General features: G+C 62.5%; 21 protein-coding genes. 12 read left to right on the top strand and 9 right to left on the bottom strand.

Annotated elements, in window-relative coordinates:
* Positions 1 to 13: 13 nt before the first annotated feature.
* From ACR0M9_RS14185 to ACR0M9_RS14170, 4 genes are all read left to right on the top strand, one after another.
* Complete coding sequence (locus tag ACR0M9_RS14185) at positions 14 to 274, top strand: zinc ribbon domain-containing protein (protein ID WP_480773905.1); 261 nt, start codon at positions 14 to 16, stop codon at positions 272 to 274.
* A 242-nt stretch (positions 275 to 516) separates the two neighbouring features.
* Positions 517 to 1,704 (top strand): acetylornithine transaminase, encoded by a 1,188-nt coding sequence (locus ACR0M9_RS14180; RefSeq protein WP_480773904.1) that lies wholly within the window; start codon positions 517 to 519, stop codon positions 1,702 to 1,704.
* Between the two features lie 75 nt (positions 1,705 to 1,779).
* On the top strand, positions 1,780 to 2,706 hold the full coding sequence (argF, locus tag ACR0M9_RS14175; protein ID WP_480484533.1) for an ornithine carbamoyltransferase: 927 nt from the start codon (positions 1,780 to 1,782) through the stop codon (positions 2,704 to 2,706).
* A gap of 58 nt (positions 2,707 to 2,764) precedes the next feature.
* Positions 2,765 to 3,109, top strand: a complete 345-nt coding sequence (locus ACR0M9_RS14170) for a 5-carboxymethyl-2-hydroxymuconate Delta-isomerase (RefSeq protein WP_480773903.1) — start codon at positions 2,765 to 2,767, stop codon at positions 3,107 to 3,109.
* 24 nt (positions 3,110 to 3,133) lie between these two features.
* Here ACR0M9_RS14170 and ACR0M9_RS14165 read toward each other — a convergent pair whose 3' ends face one another.
* The 3 genes from ACR0M9_RS14165 to ACR0M9_RS14155 are packed head-to-tail and all read right to left on the bottom strand — an operon-like array spanning position 3,134 to position 4,319.
* Positions 3,134 to 3,448, bottom strand: coding sequence for a monooxygenase (locus ACR0M9_RS14165; RefSeq protein WP_480473648.1), 315 nt, complete (start codon positions 3,446 to 3,448; stop codon positions 3,134 to 3,136).
* A 38-nt stretch (positions 3,449 to 3,486) separates the two neighbouring features.
* A complete protein-coding gene (locus tag ACR0M9_RS14160; RefSeq protein WP_480773902.1) occupies positions 3,487 to 3,864 on the bottom strand; it encodes a hypothetical protein in 378 nt (125 codons plus the stop codon).
* On the bottom strand, positions 3,861 to 4,319 hold the full coding sequence (locus ACR0M9_RS14155) for a MarR family winged helix-turn-helix transcriptional regulator (RefSeq protein ID WP_480484530.1): 459 nt from the start codon (positions 4,317 to 4,319) through the stop codon (positions 3,861 to 3,863). The genes ACR0M9_RS14160 and ACR0M9_RS14155 overlap by 4 nt, the downstream gene beginning before the upstream one ends.
* A gap of 176 nt (positions 4,320 to 4,495) precedes the next feature.
* Here ACR0M9_RS14155 and ACR0M9_RS14150 point away from each other — a divergent pair, with 176 nt between their 5' ends.
* Entirely contained in the window at positions 4,496 to 5,488 is a 993-nt protein-coding gene (locus ACR0M9_RS14150) for a pirin family protein (RefSeq protein WP_480556001.1), read from the top strand.
* Positions 5,489 to 5,533: 45 nt separating this feature from the next.
* A complete protein-coding gene (locus tag ACR0M9_RS14145) occupies positions 5,534 to 6,508 on the top strand; it encodes a 2-dehydropantoate 2-reductase (protein WP_480773901.1) in 975 nt (324 codons plus the stop codon).
* Positions 6,509 to 6,517: 9 nt separating this feature from the next.
* Here ACR0M9_RS14145 and ACR0M9_RS14140 read toward each other — a convergent pair whose 3' ends face one another.
* The 3 genes from ACR0M9_RS14140 to hrpB all read right to left on the bottom strand — a co-directional run bounded on the left by ACR0M9_RS14140 (position 6,518) and on the right by hrpB (position 11,187).
* Positions 6,518 to 7,996 carry an inorganic phosphate transporter gene (locus ACR0M9_RS14140; protein ID WP_480773900.1) on the bottom strand — a complete coding sequence of 493 codons (1,479 nt, stop codon included), beginning with the start codon at positions 7,994 to 7,996 and terminating at the stop codon, positions 6,518 to 6,520.
* Positions 7,997 to 8,085: 89 nt separating this feature from the next.
* A complete protein-coding gene (locus tag ACR0M9_RS14135; protein WP_480773899.1) occupies positions 8,086 to 8,544 on the bottom strand; it encodes an NUDIX hydrolase in 459 nt (152 codons plus the stop codon).
* Positions 8,545 to 8,736: 192 nt separating this feature from the next.
* The gene (hrpB, locus tag ACR0M9_RS14130; protein WP_480773936.1) at positions 8,737 to 11,187 is read right to left on the bottom strand and encodes an ATP-dependent helicase HrpB; all 2,451 of its coding nucleotides are present in this window, start codon (positions 11,185 to 11,187) and stop codon (positions 8,737 to 8,739) included.
* 176 nt (positions 11,188 to 11,363) lie between these two features.
* Here hrpB and meaB point away from each other — a divergent pair, with 176 nt between their 5' ends.
* From meaB to ACR0M9_RS14105, 5 genes are all read left to right on the top strand, one after another.
* Positions 11,364 to 12,335 carry a methylmalonyl Co-A mutase-associated GTPase MeaB gene (meaB, locus tag ACR0M9_RS14125; protein WP_209598140.1) on the top strand — a complete coding sequence of 324 codons (972 nt, stop codon included), beginning with the start codon at positions 11,364 to 11,366 and terminating at the stop codon, positions 12,333 to 12,335.
* A 232-nt stretch (positions 12,336 to 12,567) separates the two neighbouring features.
* Entirely contained in the window at positions 12,568 to 12,855 is a 288-nt protein-coding gene (gene rpmB, locus ACR0M9_RS14120) for a 50S ribosomal protein L28 (protein ID WP_008756960.1), read from the top strand.
* A gap of 189 nt (positions 12,856 to 13,044) precedes the next feature.
* Positions 13,045 to 13,194, top strand: a complete 150-nt coding sequence (locus tag ACR0M9_RS14115) for a hypothetical protein (RefSeq protein ID WP_209505706.1) — start codon at positions 13,045 to 13,047, stop codon at positions 13,192 to 13,194.
* Positions 13,195 to 13,263: 69 nt separating this feature from the next.
* The gene (locus ACR0M9_RS14110; protein ID WP_480539525.1) at positions 13,264 to 13,614 is read left to right on the top strand and encodes a hypothetical protein; all 351 of its coding nucleotides are present in this window, start codon (positions 13,264 to 13,266) and stop codon (positions 13,612 to 13,614) included.
* 38 nt (positions 13,615 to 13,652) lie between these two features.
* Positions 13,653 to 14,126, top strand: a complete 474-nt coding sequence (locus tag ACR0M9_RS14105) for a copper chaperone PCu(A)C (RefSeq protein WP_209505710.1) — start codon at positions 13,653 to 13,655, stop codon at positions 14,124 to 14,126.
* Between the two features lie 92 nt (positions 14,127 to 14,218).
* Here ACR0M9_RS14105 and ACR0M9_RS14100 read toward each other — a convergent pair whose 3' ends face one another.
* Both ACR0M9_RS14100 and ACR0M9_RS14095 read right to left on the bottom strand, forming a co-directional pair.
* Positions 14,219 to 14,827, bottom strand: a complete 609-nt coding sequence (locus ACR0M9_RS14100; protein WP_209505712.1) for an HdeD family acid-resistance protein — start codon at positions 14,825 to 14,827, stop codon at positions 14,219 to 14,221.
* A 62-nt stretch (positions 14,828 to 14,889) separates the two neighbouring features.
* A complete protein-coding gene (locus ACR0M9_RS14095) occupies positions 14,890 to 15,588 on the bottom strand; it encodes an NAD-dependent deacylase (protein ID WP_209505714.1) in 699 nt (232 codons plus the stop codon).
* Between the two features lie 27 nt (positions 15,589 to 15,615).
* Here ACR0M9_RS14095 and ACR0M9_RS14090 point away from each other — a divergent pair, with 27 nt between their 5' ends.
* Positions 15,616 to 16,059: a low molecular weight protein-tyrosine-phosphatase gene (locus tag ACR0M9_RS14090; protein ID WP_480773898.1), complete on the top strand. Its 444-nt coding sequence runs from the start codon at positions 15,616 to 15,618 to the stop codon at positions 16,057 to 16,059.
* On the opposite strand, the gene ACR0M9_RS14085 is transcribed toward ACR0M9_RS14090, so the two are convergent.
* Positions 16,056 to 17,009 (bottom strand): LysR family transcriptional regulator, encoded by a 954-nt coding sequence (locus tag ACR0M9_RS14085; protein WP_480473633.1) that lies wholly within the window; start codon positions 17,007 to 17,009, stop codon positions 16,056 to 16,058. The genes ACR0M9_RS14090 and ACR0M9_RS14085 overlap by 4 nt on opposite strands.
* Positions 17,010 to 17,046 lie beyond the last annotated feature (37 nt).

Below are 17,046 nucleotides of genomic sequence, written 5' to 3'. Positions count from 1 at the left end.
AAGGACATGCACCATGGGTCCCAAATGCCAAAGTTGCGGCATGCCGCTGTCAAAAGATCCCCAGGGCGGCGGGTCCGAAGCTGACGGCGGGCGCAGCACGCGTTACTGCTCGCTGTGTTACGAAAACGGTGCATTCCGCCATCCCGACGCTTCGCTGGAAGAGTTCCAGTCTCATTGCGTCGATGCCCTCGTCGCCAAAGGCATGCCCCGCATCCTTGCCTGGGCTTTCACCCGCGGTATGGGCAAGCTCGACCGCTGGCGCCCGGCGAAATGATCCGGCGGTAATTTTGACGCGGCGGCAATAATAGGGTTTTCAGGCTGTCTTTTCACGTCTATAGAGCGGCCATGATCAAACGCGCACATATCCAGCTGCTCCGACGCCGACGCCTCTTTGCGTAATCGGCCTGTTTGATCCCATGTGCCTGCCAAATTGGCACAAATCTCACCAAATCTGTTGACGAACCGGGCCTTCGTGTATCACTCACGAGGCTCAAACGACCCGAAAAGGATGATCCCATGATCCCGTCCGTTCTGCCGACCTATAACCGCGCGCCCCTGTCATTTGTAAAGGGCGAAGGCGCCTGGCTGACCGAGGCGGATGGCCGACGTTTTCTGGACCTTGGCGCAGGGATCGCGGTGAACGCACTGGGCCACGCCCATCCGGCACTGGTGGCCGCCCTTACGGAACAGGCCCACGCGCTGTGGCATGTCTCGAACCTCTACAACATCCCGCAACAGCAGGCACTGGCAGACAAGCTGGTCGAACACACCTTTGCGGATACGGTATTCTTTACGAATTCCGGTACCGAAGCCTGTGAACTGGCCGTGAAAATGGCCCGCAAGTATTTCTATGACAAAGACCAGCCCGAACGGGTTGAGATCATCACCTTCGACGGCTCCTTCCATGGCCGGTCGTCGGCGGGCATCGCAGCGGCCGGGTCTGAGAAGATGACCAAAGGCTTTGGCCCGCTTCTGCCGGGCTTTGTCCACGTCGCCTTCGGTGATCTCGACGGTGTCACCGACGCCATCACCGAAGATACCGCAGCCATCCTGATCGAACCGATTCAGGGCGAGGGAGGCATCCGCCCCGTGCCTGACGCCGAACTCAGGGCCCTGCGCGCCATTTGTGACGAACACGGTCTGCTGCTGATCCTGGACGAGGTGCAATGCGGCGTCGGTCGTACCGGCAGGCTCTTCGCCCATGAATGGGCCGGGATCACCCCGGATATCATGATGGTCGCCAAAGGCATCGGCGGCGGTTTCCCTCTCGGTGCCGTGCTGGCAACCGAAGATGCGGCTTCCGGCATGACCGCAGGTACGCATGGCTCCACCTATGGCGGCAACCCGCTGGGCTGCGCCGTGGGCTGTGCTGTGATCGATCAGGTCGCCACACCCGCCTTCCTCGAAGGTGTCAACCGCAAGGCCGGCCTGTTGCGCCAGAAACTCGAAGGCTTGGTTGCCGATCACCCCGAGGTCTTCGAAGAGGTGCGCGGATCGGGCCTGATGCTCGGCCTGAAATGCAAGGCGCCGAATATTGATGTGGTCAATGCGGGCTATGACAATCTGGTCATCACCGTCCCCGCCGCCGACAACGTCATCCGCCTGCTGCCGCCCCTGACCCTGACCGAGGATGACATCGCCCAGGCCATGATCCGCCTCGAAAAGGCCGTCAATCAGATCGAAACCCAGCTCGCAACTGCCTGAGCTTCATCTTTTCCCAAATACTCCGGGGGTGTGGGGGCTGGCCCCCACCGCCCGACCAGCCAAAAGCGAAGCGATATGAACCATTTTCTCGATATCCACAAAACCGATGCCACCGCGCTGCGGTCCATGATCGATCAGGCGGGCGCGATGAAACTGGCGCGTCTGGGCCGTCCCAAGGCCGCCCCTGACGACGAACAGCCGCTGAAAGACCGTATGGTCGCGCTGATCTTCGAAAAGCCCTCGACCCGGACGCGCGTGTCCTTTGACGTGGGTGTGCGCCAGATGGGTGGCCAGACCATGGTGCTGTCGGGCAAGGACATGCAGCTCGGTCACGGCGAAACCATTGCCGATACCGCCCGTGTGCTGTCGCGCTATGTCGACATGATCATGATCCGCACCTTCGATGAAACCATCCTGACCGAGATGGCCGAATATTCCGACGTGCCCGTCATCAACGGCCTGACCGACCGCACCCATCCCTGCCAGATCATGGCCGATGTTTTGACGTTCGAGGAGCACCGCGGCCCCATTGCGGGCAAGAAAGTGGTCTGGACCGGCGACGGCAACAATGTCTGCGCCTCCTTCCTGCACGCCGCCGGTCAGTTCGGCTTCGATCTGACCTTCTCCGGCCCGGCCCAGCTTGATCCGGAAGAAGAGTTCATGGGGTTTGCCCGCCAGAAGGGGTCCCGAGTCGTCATCGAACGGGACCCGCACAAAGCGGTCGAGGGCGCTGATCTGGTGGTGGCCGACACCTGGGTTTCGATGCATGACAGCCAATCCGCCAAAGAACGCCGCCACAACATGCTGCGCCCCTATCAGGTCAACGCGGAACTCATGTCACATGCCAAACCCGACGCGCTGTTCATGCACTGCCTGCCCGCGCATCGTGAGGAAGAAGCAACCTCCGAGGTCATGGACGGACCGAACTCGGTCATCTTCGACGAGGCCGAAAACCGCCTGCACGCACAAAAGGCCGTCATGCGCTGGTGTCTTGGCGTTTAGGATCACCTTGCAGTTTCGAGAGGGCCATCAGGCTCTCTCATGACCTTCGGAGCATTCAATGCCTCACGTCACACTGGAATTTTCCAAATCTCTGGACGACACTCATGATTTCCAGATGATTTGCGAGCGGCTGCATGCTGTTCTCGCAAAACATGATGAAATCGACGCCTCAGCGCTCAAGATCCGCGCCGCACCGATTGCCTATTCCTACATCGGAACGCAACCACAGACCTTCGTGCATGCCACGCTGCTGTTGATGCGTGGCCGGGATGAGGCCACACGGGCCGAGCTTAACGCCATCATTCTGGACGTTCTGGCCCAGACCTTGCCCGAGGTCGGCAGCATCACCGTGCAGGATGTCGAGATGACCCGCGCCACCTATGCAAAGCGCCTGGCAGGTTGATGGCGCGGGTACTCTCCGGGTCCGTCAGCCGTGTATTGGCGCGTTGTTGATCGCGCTGAGGTCTTCCATGATGTCAAAGACATGATCCGAGGTCACTGCGACCCCGATGGCCTCAAGGCGTTTCAGGTGCATCGCCTTGTAGGTCTCCAGACTGGCGCGATCGCGAAACAGATAGGTCGATCCGAAATGGTTCGTGCCTTCTTCGACAGTCCAGATCTTCCAGACGACACCGGGTTCCTGGGCGATGCTTTCAGCCAGTTCCTTTGTTCCGGCCAGAAATTCTGCGGTTACGGGTCCGTCATAGGCCAGATGCAGATCCCAGATTTTCATCGTACTCATGGTCAAATGCTCCACGTTCAGGGGGGTAGGGGGTGTGGTCAGCGGTTCCTGCCAAGCTGCACAAAGCTCAGAATGGCAAGCAGCGCAAAGAAGATGGGATCGGACCAGCCAAAGCCGGTGAACACCCCGGTCAGACAGGCATAAAGCGTGATGACAACGCCCAATATGTTGGTCCCCATCAGACCTTTCAGGATGTTCTGTGCTGTCTCGGTACCGGTTTCAGTGTTTCGAAACAGGAAGCTGATTAGGCCGATGCCACCCAGAAAGATCGCATTATGCTGCGACAGAAACACGGCATACTGATCGTTCAGTTGCAGTCCATAATTGGGCCAAAGGATGGTTGGCGCAAAAAACAGCGCCAATGCGAAAAACATGTAGATCACACCATGCGCGGTCAGGAAGGTTTTGTTGGTCATGTCTCGCCTTTCTGTGGTTGGGGCAGCTTTTTGCGAAGCTGGTTGAGCGTTCTGATCGTCTCGCGTCTGGTTTCGGTGCTCAGGCGTCCGAATATCTGCTCCAGCGCCTGATTGTGGACGGGCATGAACGCGGCCACTTTCTGTTTTCCGGCTTCTGTCAGGCGTAAAACGCGGGCGCGCTTGTCGGTTTCATCAACGGTCTTCTCCACCAGACCGGCCTGAATCAGGTTTTTGACGACAACATCCAGATTGCCGGATGTGGACAGCGTCAGGCGCAACAGGTCATTGATCGACAGCGCGCCTTTGGTGTTCAGGGTCTCCAGCGCATCCCACTGAGGTGCCGTCAGCCCCCCGGCGCGAAACACCGGCCCCATGGCACGCATGAACAACTGCTGGCTGCGCAACAGGGCCAATACCAGGGCCTGGTTTTCTCGGTCTTGGGTCTCGTGTGTCATGGCTGTCATTTATCCCTAGTTAGGGGTAATGTCAAGATGCACCCACACGTGCGAATGCTGCAAATATGCACGTCCCCCGTGCAAGGCTGCACTGACGCCGGGCCCGGGCCTGCATATATTTTGACTTAGCGAATGCAGACCTGCTTTGGATGATCAAAAAGGCCGAGGATACGAATGTGAGCTGGAACCCGTCCCACACCACCGACGCAGCTGAAAACGGCGCGCTGGAAACACTCATCATTCCCCGCGCCCGCGATCTGGGCGGGTTCGAGGTGCGCCGCGCGCTGCCCTCGGTCAAACGCCAACTGGTTGGCCCATTCATCTTCTTCGATCAGGTCGGCCCGGCAGAATTCGTCACCGAAGGTGGCATTGACGTGCGACCGCACCCGCATATCGGGCTGGGAACCGTCACTTACCTCTATCAGGGCGAATTCGAACATCGCGACAGCCTCGGCACTCACCAGATGATTTATCCCGGCGAGGTCAACTGGATGGTTGCAGGCCGTGGCGTGACCCATTCCGAGCGCACCAGCGAAGAAACGCGCGGCAAAGGCCACAAGCTGTTCGGCATTCAGACCTGGCTTGCCCTGCCCGAAGCGCAGGAGGATATGGCCCCCGAGTTCGAACACCACAAGCAAGGCGCGCTGCCCCATATCCAAGACAAGGGCGTCAGCGCACGGCTGATCCTCGGCAACGCTTATGGCGAAACCAGCCCCGTGACGATGCTGTCCGAGACCTTCTATCTGGATGTTCAGCTTGCCCCCGGCGCGTCCTTCCCGCTGCCCGACGACCACGAGGATCGCGGTGTCTATGTCACACAAGGATCGATCGAGATTGCAGGCGACATGTTCGACGAAGGCCGCATGATGGTGTTCCGCCCCGGTGACAGGCTATCGGCCCGGGCAGGCCCGCAGGGCGCGCGGCTGATGCTGCTGGGCGGTGCCACTCTGAATAAGGATCGCTATATCTGGTGGAACTTCGTCTCATCCTCGAAAGAAAAGATCGAGACGGCGATTCATGAGTGGAAAAGCGCCGATTGGGTCAATGGCGCCTTCCACCTTCCGGCAGGGGATGACCGCGAGTTTATCGCCATTTCAGAACAGTTTGAGCGTACTAAGCCCCGGTTGGCCCGCCCGCGTACGGCGTCGGGGCCGGGTGGGCTTGTGTAACCGTCCGTTTGCGGTGATCCTTTCTGGTATACCAGAGGGGGTATCATGAAACTTGTCATCGCAGGCGCGGGCAGCATCGGCTGCTACTGCGGCGGTTTACTGGCCCGCTCAGGGCATGCGGTGACCTTGCTGGGGCGTGCCCGTGTACTGGACCCGATCCGCGAACATGGGCTGACTGTCACGGATTACGATGGCCTCAATGCCCATGTTGCGGCGGAAGCCCTGACACTCAGCTCCGATCCTGCCTGCCTGGATCAGGCCGAACTGGTGATCGTCACCGTCAAATCCGGGGCGACGGCGGATATGGCCGGTCATATCGCGGACGCCGCCTGTCGGGACGCGCCCGTCCTGTCCTGGCAAAACGGGATCGAGAATGCGGCAACCCTGCGCAAGGCGCTGCCCGGTCGGGATGTGCGCGCGGGTATGGTCCCCTTTAACGTGGTCCCGAACGGCCCCGCCACCTATCACCGGGCCACATCAGGCGAAATTGTCATCCAGAACGGCCCTGGCGATCTGGCCACCGCCCTCAGCAGCCCGGACCTGCCCGTTATCGCAACTGACCGGATCGAGGCGGTGCAATGGGGCAAGCTGGTGATCAATCTGAACAATGCGCTGAACGCGCTGTCGGGCCTGCCGCTTGTGGATCAGCTGCTCAGCCGTGACTGGCGCAACCTCATGGCCGACCAGATGGCCGAGGCGCTGTTGGTTCTCAAGGCGGCCGGGCATCCGGTGGCCTCGACAACGCCGCTTCCGGCGTGGATGACGCCGCATATCCTGCGCCTGCCGACACCCTTGTTCAGCCGGATCGCAGCGCGGATGCTCACCATCGATCCTGCCGCCCGGACCTCGATGGCCTATGACCTGATGGCCGAGCGGCAAACGGAAATCGACAGCCTTCAGGGCCATATCATTCGGCTGGGGCATGAAACCGGGGTGCCCACCCCCCTTTGCACAAAAGTGTCAGACCTGATCAAGCACGCGCCCGATCATCCGCTGTCCCCGGAACAGATCAGGCTCTGATAGCAGTCGTCAGACGAATCTGGTCAATATCCAGAAAATCACGGCCGACATGGCGGCTGCGGCAGGCACGGTCACGACCCAGGCCGCAATGATCGTCATGAAATGCGACCGCCGCACCAGCTTGCGCCGCCGGTATTCTTCCGGGGCCAGCTTCTGCGCTGTCGCGTTTCGCCCATTGTTCTGTTTCCGCCTGCGATCCGACTGCCACTCACGATAGAACCCGACGCCGAAAATTGCGCCAACGGCGATATGCGTGGAACTGACCGGCAAGCCCAGCCAGCTGGCGACAATGACCGTGATCGCCGCTGACAACGCCACGCAAAACGCCCGCATCGGGTTCAGTTTGGTGATCTGACTGCCGACCATCCGGATCAGCTTGGGCCCGAACAGGAACAGGCCGAACGAAATCCCGAACGCGCCGATGATCATCACCCATAGCGGGATCGAAACCTTTTGGGCGAAATCCCCGAACTCCGCCGCGTGGACAATCGCCGCCAGGGGGCCGACCGCGTTGGCCACGTCATTGGCACCGTGGGCAAAGCTCAGAAACGCGGCCGATATCACCAATGGCAGGCCAAACAGGGTTTTCAGCGACCGGGTCCGGTTCTCCAGCCCCTCGGACTTGCGACGCACCCAGGGAACCGTCAGCGCCCAGACCAGCACACCGCTGCCCAGACCGATCAGCAGCGCCACCTCCAGTTCGATCTTCACGATCCGCTTCAGACCCTTGACCGACAGGTAGGTGGCGAACGCTGCCGCCATCACCGCCACAAGGATTGGCACCCAACGCCGCGCGGCGGCGATCTTGTCGTCCTGATACTGGATTTTGGTCTTGATCAGCGCCAGGAATGCCGCCGCAATCACGCCGCCTAGAACCGGGGATATCACCCAGCTGGCCGCAATCGCGCCCATCGTGCCCCAGCTCACCGCGCTCAAACCGGCAGCGGCAATCCCCGCGCCCATGACCCCGCCCACAACCGAATGCGTTGTCGACACCGGCGCGCCGATCCAGGTCGCCAGATTGACCCACATGGCGGACGAGATCAGCGCCGCCATCATGGCCCAGATGAACACGTTGCTGTTCTGCACCGAGGCCGGGTCGATGATCCCCTTCGAGATGGTCGAGACCACATCGCCCCCCGCAAGCAACGCGCCCGCGCTTTCGGCAACGGCGGCAATCACGATGGCACCGCCCATGGTCAGCGCGTTCGCACCCACCGCGGGACCCATGTTGTTGGCCACGTCATTGGCGCCGATATTGATTGCCATATAGGCCCCGAACGCGGCCGCAGCCACGACGATATAGGTGCCGTCGGCCCGTCCGAACAGCACCGCCGCCATCAATCCGGCAAGCACCATGAACGCCAGTGCGATTCCCGGCGCCAGCAGCGGGCGGGCGACATGAAGATTGGCAATTTCGACGCGCGAGATACGTTGCAGGTCGGTGTCAAGCGCCTGCCAGCGCGGTTTTGAGTTTGTGTCAGACATGGGTTTTGTCAAAGTTTCGCAGATCGCCCGCAGCTAACGGTTTCCCGGTTCAGGGGCAAGCGCGCAGCCATCAAATTGTTGCGAAACGGCTACATCTGTCGCAGCAGCGCCTGCAACTCGGGCTCCTGAACCCGTTTGGCGGCTTCTGCCGGTGAAAACCACTGACGTTTGCGCTTGTCCACTTCGGGAAAATCATCGGCCAGCTCGCGCACGGAAACCCGGTAGACACGGGTCAGGACCGATTGGGCCGTTCCCCCCTTGAAGATCTTGTCATAGGTGAATTGGCCGACGGGCTCCTTGTCAACCGCATCTGCACGCACGCCAGCCTCTTCCCACGCCTCCAGCAGCGCCGTCTCCAACCCGTCCAGACCATTGACTGGCCAGCCTTTCGGGATGATCCAGCGCCCGGTTTCGCGGCTGGTGATCAGCAGAACCTCGTCCTGACCCTCATGCCTGCGGGTACACAGGGCCGCAAACTGCACCCGTTGGGGGCGCAGGAACAAGGGGCGTCCGACCTCTTCCCAGATATTTCGCAGCCAAGCACTCATGTGATGTTCTTCAAATCCTGTTTCTGTCTTCGAAACCTGTGTGACGTAACAACAATAATGCCAGACTTCAATGAAATGTCCGCTTATTTCTGATTATGACCGGTTCTTCGGTCAGTTTACTGTGATTTGTGAGATTTCGTGCAACAGCCCCGAAAGCCCAAGCCGCTTGCCGGAAGGAACGCGGCAATGGGCCTATCCCTGCCTGCGCTTGGCCCTCAGCGTTGGGTCGGCCTGTGTCGGGTCTTCGGGCCAGGGGTGCTTAGGGTATTGCGCCCGCATATCCTTGCGCACATCCGCATAAGACCCGGCCCAGAACCCCGGCAGATCGCGGGTAATCTGGATCGGGCGCTGCGCCGGCGACAGCAGCGTGATCTTCAGGGGCTGTCCGCCGACCACCGGATGCCGGGTCACGCCGAACAGCTCCTGCAACCGAACCGAGATTTCGGGGACCGCCGCGCCATAGTCGATCGGCACCTTGCGCCCCAGCGGTGTTTCAAACGATCCCGGCGCGCGGCGGTCCAGCTCCTGGGTCTGGGCCCAGTCCAACCGCGCGCGCAAGGCGGGCAGCGGGTCAAACCGTTTCCAGTCCTCTGCGCTTTTGACACCGGACAGCATCGGCAACAGCCAGTCGTCCAGCTCGGCCATAAGACCCTCGACCGAAAAGTCGGGCAGGTCTACCCCGTCGGCACGCACCAGTTCTACCCGCGCGGCCAGCCGTGCGGCGGCCCCGTCCAGCCGCAACCCCAGATCGCGCACCCCGTCCAGCATCGCGCGCGCCAAGGCGTCGTCCGGGACATCCTTCCAGATGCGGTCGTCCAGCGTGATCGCCCCGAACCGCTCCTGCTGCCGGGACACGACCCGCCGTTCGCGTTTCGACCAGGCGCAAACCTCGACCCAATCGATCTGATCGGCGAACAGTTCGCGGATCTCGCGTTCCGAAATCTGGGTGGCCATCCGCACCTTTGCCTCGCGCGGGTTGCCATCTGTGTCAGTGACAACCAGAAAAGGCGCAGCGGCCAGCGAATCGCCGCTGTCCAGCACGACACCCTTACCCCCCGACAACACATAACGCGGCGCATCGCCCTTGCGCCGCTGTCCGATACGGTCGGGATAGGCGAGGGCGGCCATGGCAGCAGCGCTCAGATCATCCGTCTTGCTTCCGGCCTGTTTCCTCAACCGCTTGGCCTCGGCATTGATCCGATCCACGGCCCCCAAGTTCACCTGCCAGACCCGGTTGCGCTGAAAGGTGCGCACATCCCGCAGTGCCTCTTGCCGCAAGGCGATATCCACCGGCGCGCCGCGCAGGGGGTCGCGCTCGGCCATCAAGGCGGCCAAAGGCGCGGCACTCGGTCCGGCCCGCACCAGCATATGCCCCAGCCGGGGATGCAACGGCAGCGCCGCCAGCGCCCGCCCGTGTTCGGTGATCCGCCCCTTGCCGTCCAGCGCGCCCAGCATCGCCAGAAGGGCGCGCGCCTCGGCCATCGCGCCTTCGGGTGGCGGGGTCAGAAAGGCCAGATCAGCGGCATCCGCGCCCCACAGCGCCAGCTCCAGCGCCAGCCCGGTCAAATCGGCGGCTTCGATCTCGGCAGGCGGGTACGCGGCCAGCGCGCCATCCTCCCCCTTTGACCACAGCCGGTAACACAGCCCCTCTGCCACACGGCCCGCACGACCCGCGCGTTGCGTGGCCTCGGCCCGTGTCACCCGCTCGGTCACCAGTCGGGACATGCCCGAGCCCGGATCAAACTGCGCCCGTCGCGCTTGCCCCATATCCACCACCACCCGGATATCGGGGATCGTCAGCGAGGTTTCGGCAATCGACGTCGCCAGCACCACCTTGCGCCCGGTCTCAACCGGGGCAATCGCCGCGCGCTGGGCCGCAAAGGGCATGGCCCCGAACAGCGGGCGCACCGTGCAATTGGCGGGCAGGCGTCCGGTCAAGGCTGCCTCAGCCCGCCGGATTTCACCCTCACCGGGCAGAAACACCAAGATCCCGCCACCGGTGGCGCGGGTTTCGCACTCGGCCCCAACGACCAGATCGACCAATGCATCCAGCCGCCGTGCCTGAGGCCCCAATGGCCGGTCCAGCCAGCGCATCTCGACAGGAAAACTCCGGCCTTCCGACGTAACCAGCGGCGCGGCCATCAAGCGCCCCACCGGGTCCGCGTCCAATGTGGCCGACATGGCCAGCAGAATCAGATCGTCCCGCAGCGCGCCCGTGACCTCAAGGCACAGCGCCAAGCCCAGATCCGCGTTTAGCGAGCGTTCGTGGAATTCATCAAAGATCACCGCCCCGATGCCCGGCAGGTCAGGGTCCGATTGCAGCATCCGGGTCAGAATGCCCTCGGTCACCACCTCGATCCTTGTGTCTTTTGACACTTTCGCATCGCCCCGCACGCGATAGCCAACACTCTGGCCCGCGCGCTCTCCCAGCGTCTCTGCCATCCGCTCTGCCGCGGCCCGTGCCGCCAGCCGCCGCGGCTCCAGCATCACGATCCTGCCGCCGCACAGACCCGCCTCCAGCATCGCCAGCGGAACTCGCGTGGTCTTGCCCGCACCGGGCGGTGCTTGCAGCACGGCCCGCCCCTGCGCGCGCAGGGTGTCCAGCAGGCCGGGTATGGCGTCGTCTATGGGCAGGCGTAGGATCATCCGGCCCTTATCCGCGATCCCGCAGGTGGCGTCCAGTTTCCGCGCTCACATCAGCAAATCGCCCCGCACGAAATGACGCAGGCTGCGCGATCTTCGCAATTCCTGCCGCCTCCGGTCTGGACAAACACCCCTCAAGCACGGCAACTGTTCCTGCCTCTAGGATCGGGACAAGAATGCAGACAGACAGCCTGAGCGACAGAATTCTGAAGGGCGAGCGCCGGGCGCTGGCGCGTGCGATCACCCTTGTTGAAAGCAACCGCGCCGATCACCGGGCACAGGCCAGCGACCTTCTGGCACAGCTTGCCGGTTCGGGCCGTCAGGCGCTGCGTATCGGTCTGTCCGGCACGCCCGGCGTGGGCAAGTCCACCTTCATCGAAAGCTTTGGCATGATGCTGACCGGGCAGGGGCTGCGGGTCGCGGTTCTGGCGGTCGATCCCAGCTCGGCTCGGTCGGGCGGCTCGATCCTGGGCGACAAGACCCGGATGGAACGCCTGAGCCGCGAGCAGAACGCCTTCATCCGGCCCTCTCCCAGCCAGAGCCACCTTGGCGGCGTCGCCCGCCGCACCCGCGAGGCTATCGCCCTGTGCGAGGCCGCAGGCTATGACGTGGTGCTGATCGAAACCGTGGGCGTGGGACAGTCGGAAACGGTGGTGTCCGAACTGTCTGACCTGTTTCTGCTGCTGCTGGCCCCGGCGGGCGGGGACGAGTTGCAGGGTGTCAAACGCGGCATCATGGAAATGGCCGACATCATTTTGGTCAACAAGGCCGATGGCGACCTGAAAGCGACCGCCACCCGCACCTGCGCGGATTATGCCGGCGCCCTGCGGCTGCTGCGCAAACGCCCGCAGGATCCCGAAGGCTTCCCCAAGGCGATGACCGTTTCCGCTGTCGAAGAACACGGGCTGGAACAGGCCTGGGACGAAATGCAAACCCTGACCCAATGGCGCCGCGACACCGGTATCTGGGAGGCAAACCGCGCCGCCCAGGCCCGCTACTGGTTCGATCAGGAGGTCCGCCACGCCCTTCTCGCCCGCCTCGACACACCGCAGGCCCGCGCCGAGATGGAGCGCCTGAACGACGAAGTCTCGCAAGGGCGACTCAGCCCGGCGGTCGCTGCCGGTCAGCTTCTGGACACGCTCGGCTGAAGGGCCGTCATGGCCGTTTCACCTTTTGCCAAATACTCTTGCCAACGGCATGGCCCATCCGGGCCATTCCTGCATGGCAGGCAAATTGAAAGATTTCGCGCAGCCCGTCTTGACCCCCCGCGCGATTCCCACTACACGCATCCAACCAGTTTTCGGGCGCGACTTCGGGTTGCGCCCCTTGTGATTTGGCCGCGGGTATCCAGCCCGGCCTCCAGAAACAAAGGAAGAAACCATGTCGCGCCGTTGCGAACTGACCGGAAAAGGCCCGATGACTGGCAACAATGTCAGCCACGCCAAAAACAGAACTCGTCGTCGTTTTCTGCCGAACCTGAATGACGTTACCCTGCAGTCCGAAACTCTGGGCCGTGGCGTCAAGCTGCGCATCTCGGCGGCTGCGCTGCGTTCGGTTGACCACCGCGGTGGTCTGGACGCGTTCCTAGCCAAAGCCAAGGATGATGAGCTGTCGGCAAACGCTCTGAAAGTGAAGAAAGAAATCGCCAAGGCGCAAGCTTCGGCCTAAGGTCTTTCAACCAACAGAATTTCAGGCCCTGCACCCTCTCGGTGCGGGGCCTTTTCTGTTGGGCCAGCCCCTTTCGGCCCCCATTGTTCTCAATCTGGAACTAATTTTTCGCCATTGGTGAACTTCTTCACATACAGGTTTCCGAATCTGACCTAACGTCACTGTCATTCATCAGGCGGGGGCCACATTATGACGTTAAAAAGTTTTTATCTTTTCCTGTTTCTGGCCGCGGTATTCCGCAAGGCGATTGCAACCTGCACGCGGATGCAGCGCTGGGTGAACCGGTCTCATACCAGCTTCACGGCAGACACGGTAAAAAGACCCGGACTGGATTACTAAAAAACAGCTTCAAGCGCGACCCTTTGGCGCTTGAAGCTTTTCCCGCTGCTGACCTATAGCTGGGTCAGGATGAGACCTGTTGTTACCAGATTTCTGCCTTATGCGCTGTCCCTGCTGCTGGTTCTGACCGGGCAGGGGCTGGCCATGTCGCGCGGCATGGACAAGGCCGTGGGTCAGATGGTGCTGTGTACGGGCACCGGACCGGTCGTCGTCTATATTGACGAAAACGGGCAACCCACTGCACCGCCGCATTTTTGCCCGGACTATGCAATATCCCTGCTGGGGGCCGTGGCTGTCGCGCAACCAGCACTGCCAGCCGCGCCGGAACGGGCGCAGCCAGCTCCGCTGCGGCATCTGGGCAACCAGATCGCCCTGCCGGTTCCCGCAACCCCGGCCCGCGCGCCTCCTGTCAGCGTTTGAAAACCACCCTTTTCAAACCTTTATACAGGAGAGGCACGATGTCCCTCAAAACCACTCTGCTTGCAACTCTGGCCGCCGTGTCGCTGGCCATCCCCGCCTTTGCCGAAGGCCCCATCAAGGTTGACGACGCCTATGCCCGGTCCTCGGGCAAGACCGCCATCGCCGGTGCCGCGTTCATGATGATCCACAATCAGGGCGACGCCGATGACCGGCTGATCGGTGCAACCTCGGACGCGGCAGCGCGTGTGGAATTGCACACCCACAAGGTCGATGAAAACGGCGTGGCCAAGATGGTGCATGTCGAAGAAGGCTTTGCAATTCCGGCCGGTGAAACCCACATGCTGAAACGCGGCGGCGACCATGTGATGTTCATGGGTCTGACGGCCCCGTTCGAACAGGACGCCATGGTGCCGGTCACGCTGATCTTTGAAAAGGCAGGCGAGGTCGAGATCGAGATCCCCGTCGATCTGGAGCGTCAGGACAAAGGCGGCCACGGATCACATTCGAACTAGGGCAGCGCCTGTCTTCGGGCCGCGCTGCGGCCCTCATCCATGCGTCAGGCCGGGCTCTGCCCGGCCTGTTTTCCACGCGGCTGCGGACAGTGCTATTTGTTGATGGTTTTCATACCGACGCGGTCGCCCGCCTGCCGGAATCGCGAAGCCAGCCAGAACATCACAGCGGCCATGGCCAGCGCCGAGAATGCGATACCCCATCCCAGCGCAACCAGCGCCACCGCCGGCCAGATCATCAGGACAAGCCCGACGACAAGCGCGACAAATCCCGAGACGCGCATGGAACCGCGTTGCGGGTCACTTGGATGCATCTGCCCGGCAGCCGCCAGGGATCCGATCCCGATGATCAGCGCCCATGCGCCCAACAGGAAAAACGCCAGTTTCACCGTGCCTTCCGGCCAGATCAGCAAGATAAGCCCGATCAGAAGCGCGCCGATCGCGGCACCACCCAGCACCCCGCGACGGCCAACACCCAAAAGCGTCAGCCCACCGTCGAGGATCAGCAAAACACCGACCAGCCGCAGCAGCAGCGCGATGCTGCCCGATGGCCAGAACAGCGCCGCGATGCCCACAAGCCCGGCCAGCACCCCGCGCAGCAGAAAAGTCCACCACAGGCTGGAAAGCTGTTCCCCCAGCATGTCGCGCCCGGCCATGCTGCCGTCATCCAGGATTTCACCGGTGCGGGGGTCTTGATCAGTCATGGCGCATCCTCCAGTCGCTATCGCAGATAGTGTACACAAATTAAGCCAGCGTTGTCTGTAGCTTAAGAATTTTCCGCAAGAAGCTGACCGACCCATCGCGGAACCGTTTCGGATGCCCTGCCGACAATGCGCTCATCAAAGCCCGAGGGCCCGGTCGTCGGTTCCAGATTGATCTCGACCGTCCGCGCACCCGCCGCCTGCGCCTCGTGGACAAAGGCCGCCGCCGGATAGACCTGACCCGAGGTGCCGATGGCGGCAAAGATCGATGCGCTGGCAAGGTGGTCGTAGATGTCGTCCATGTAATAAGGCATCTCACCGAACCAGACCACATCGGGCCGGGCGGTGGGCTGGCCGCAGGCGGGGCAGGGCTCGGCAACGGCCATCTCGGGCGGTGCCGGCCAGCGATGATCACACCCGGAACACAAGGCACCCGCCAATGTGCCATGCATGTGGATGACACCCGTCGCACCGCCCGCTTCATGCAGGCTGTCGACGTTCTGGGTCACGATCACGACCTCTGCGGGCCAGCCCTGCTGCAATCGGGCCAGCGCCATGTGGGCCGCGTTGGGCTGCACAGCGGCGGCCTGAACGCGGCGCGCATTGTAAAACCCCTGCACCAAGGCGGGATCGCGGGCAAAGCCCTCGGGCGTGGCCACATCCTCGATCCGGTGCTGCGCCCACAGCCCGCCTTCGTCGCGGAAGGTGCTCAGCCCGCTTTCAGCCGAAATCCCGGCCCCGGTCAGAATGACGATCTTTCCCATATCCCCTCCGCGCGTTACACCTTGGCCATGACACACCGTATCCTCTTTGTCTGCCTGGGCAATATCTGCCGCTCTCCCGCGGCCGAAGGCGTCTTTCGCGCCCGCGCGCCGCATCATGCAACCGACAGTGCCGGAACCATGGGCTGGCACGCGGGCAATCCGCCCTATGGCCCGATGCAGAAGGCCGCAAACCGCAGAGGCATCGACCTCGGCGACCTGCGCGCGCGCCAGTTCACCGTCGCGGATTTCAACCGGTTCGACCTGATCATCGGCATGGATGCCCAAAACATCGCTGATATCGAAGACCTGCGCCCACCGGGCAACAGCACACCGGTTCGCCTGTTAACGGATTTCGCCCCTCAGACCGGTGCCGATCACGTACCCGATCCGTATTACACGCGGGATTTCGACGGCGCGCTGGACCTGATCGAAGCCGCAGTTGACGGGCTTGCCGCCCATCTGGACACCTAGCCGCCGGTCACCCGCAACTGGCCGCTCAGCCAGGGCAGCTTGGCAACCGCCGGGTCCACGATCTGGTTCTGCATCAGACGCCGGGTCATGCCCGCAACCTCCTGCGGGACCTGATCGGACCACTCGGTACGCGCCAGCAGCGATATGTTGCGCGAGAACTCTCCGAACGGGGCAGGGTGCGCCTCCAGCCCCTCATGGAACCGCGCCGCGCGCATGAAGCCCAGCGGCGTGGTGATCGCCCAGCCCAGACCCCGCGCCACCATGGCCATCAGCGCCATGTGCGAGCCGATCTCGAACCGTTCCTCGAACACCTGCGAGCGGCGCGCCAGATGCGCCTCGATCTGGCGGCTGATCAGCTGCTCGCGGGCATAGCGCAGAAACGGCAGCCGCTCCTGCACAGCTTCGACCCCGCCCGATCCCTGTGGGGCCACCAGAATGAACGGATCGTGGACCAGCGGGTATTCGACCACCCCCTCCAGCACTTCGCCGCTATGGGCGGTGACCGCCATGTGCAGGCGCTGCTCGGCCAGCGCCTCGAACAGATCAAGGCTCGACAGGGTGATCAGCTTGAATTTCGACCGGGTCAGGCTGTCGGCCAGCAGGGTGGCCAGCCGTGGCGTCAGATCATTGTCGAAATCGTCGATCAGCCCGATCGACAGCGTGGTCAGATGCCCCAGATCCATGACCGACAGCTCGCTCTGGGCCATGTGCAGCTCGGCCAGAACCGCCTCGGCCCGCGCAAGGAAACTGCGCCCCGCTTGCGTCAGCCGCATCGGCCGCCGCCCGTGATCGACCAATTCGGTCCCCAGCGCGTTTTCCAGATTGCGCAATTGCTGCGAAACGGATGGCTGGCTGAGCCCCGTGATCTCGGCAGCCTGCGCCACCGATCCCGTCCGCGCCAATGCCTCGAACACTTCAAGGCCCCGCAGGGTCAGCCCTTTCATTACCATGCAATACACCTTTCGCTGCGCCTTTCTGGGACGCAGC

Source organism: Ruegeria sp. CH2 (assembly GCF_056537065.1).
This window is presented reverse-complemented; position numbering and strand designations above follow the sequence as displayed.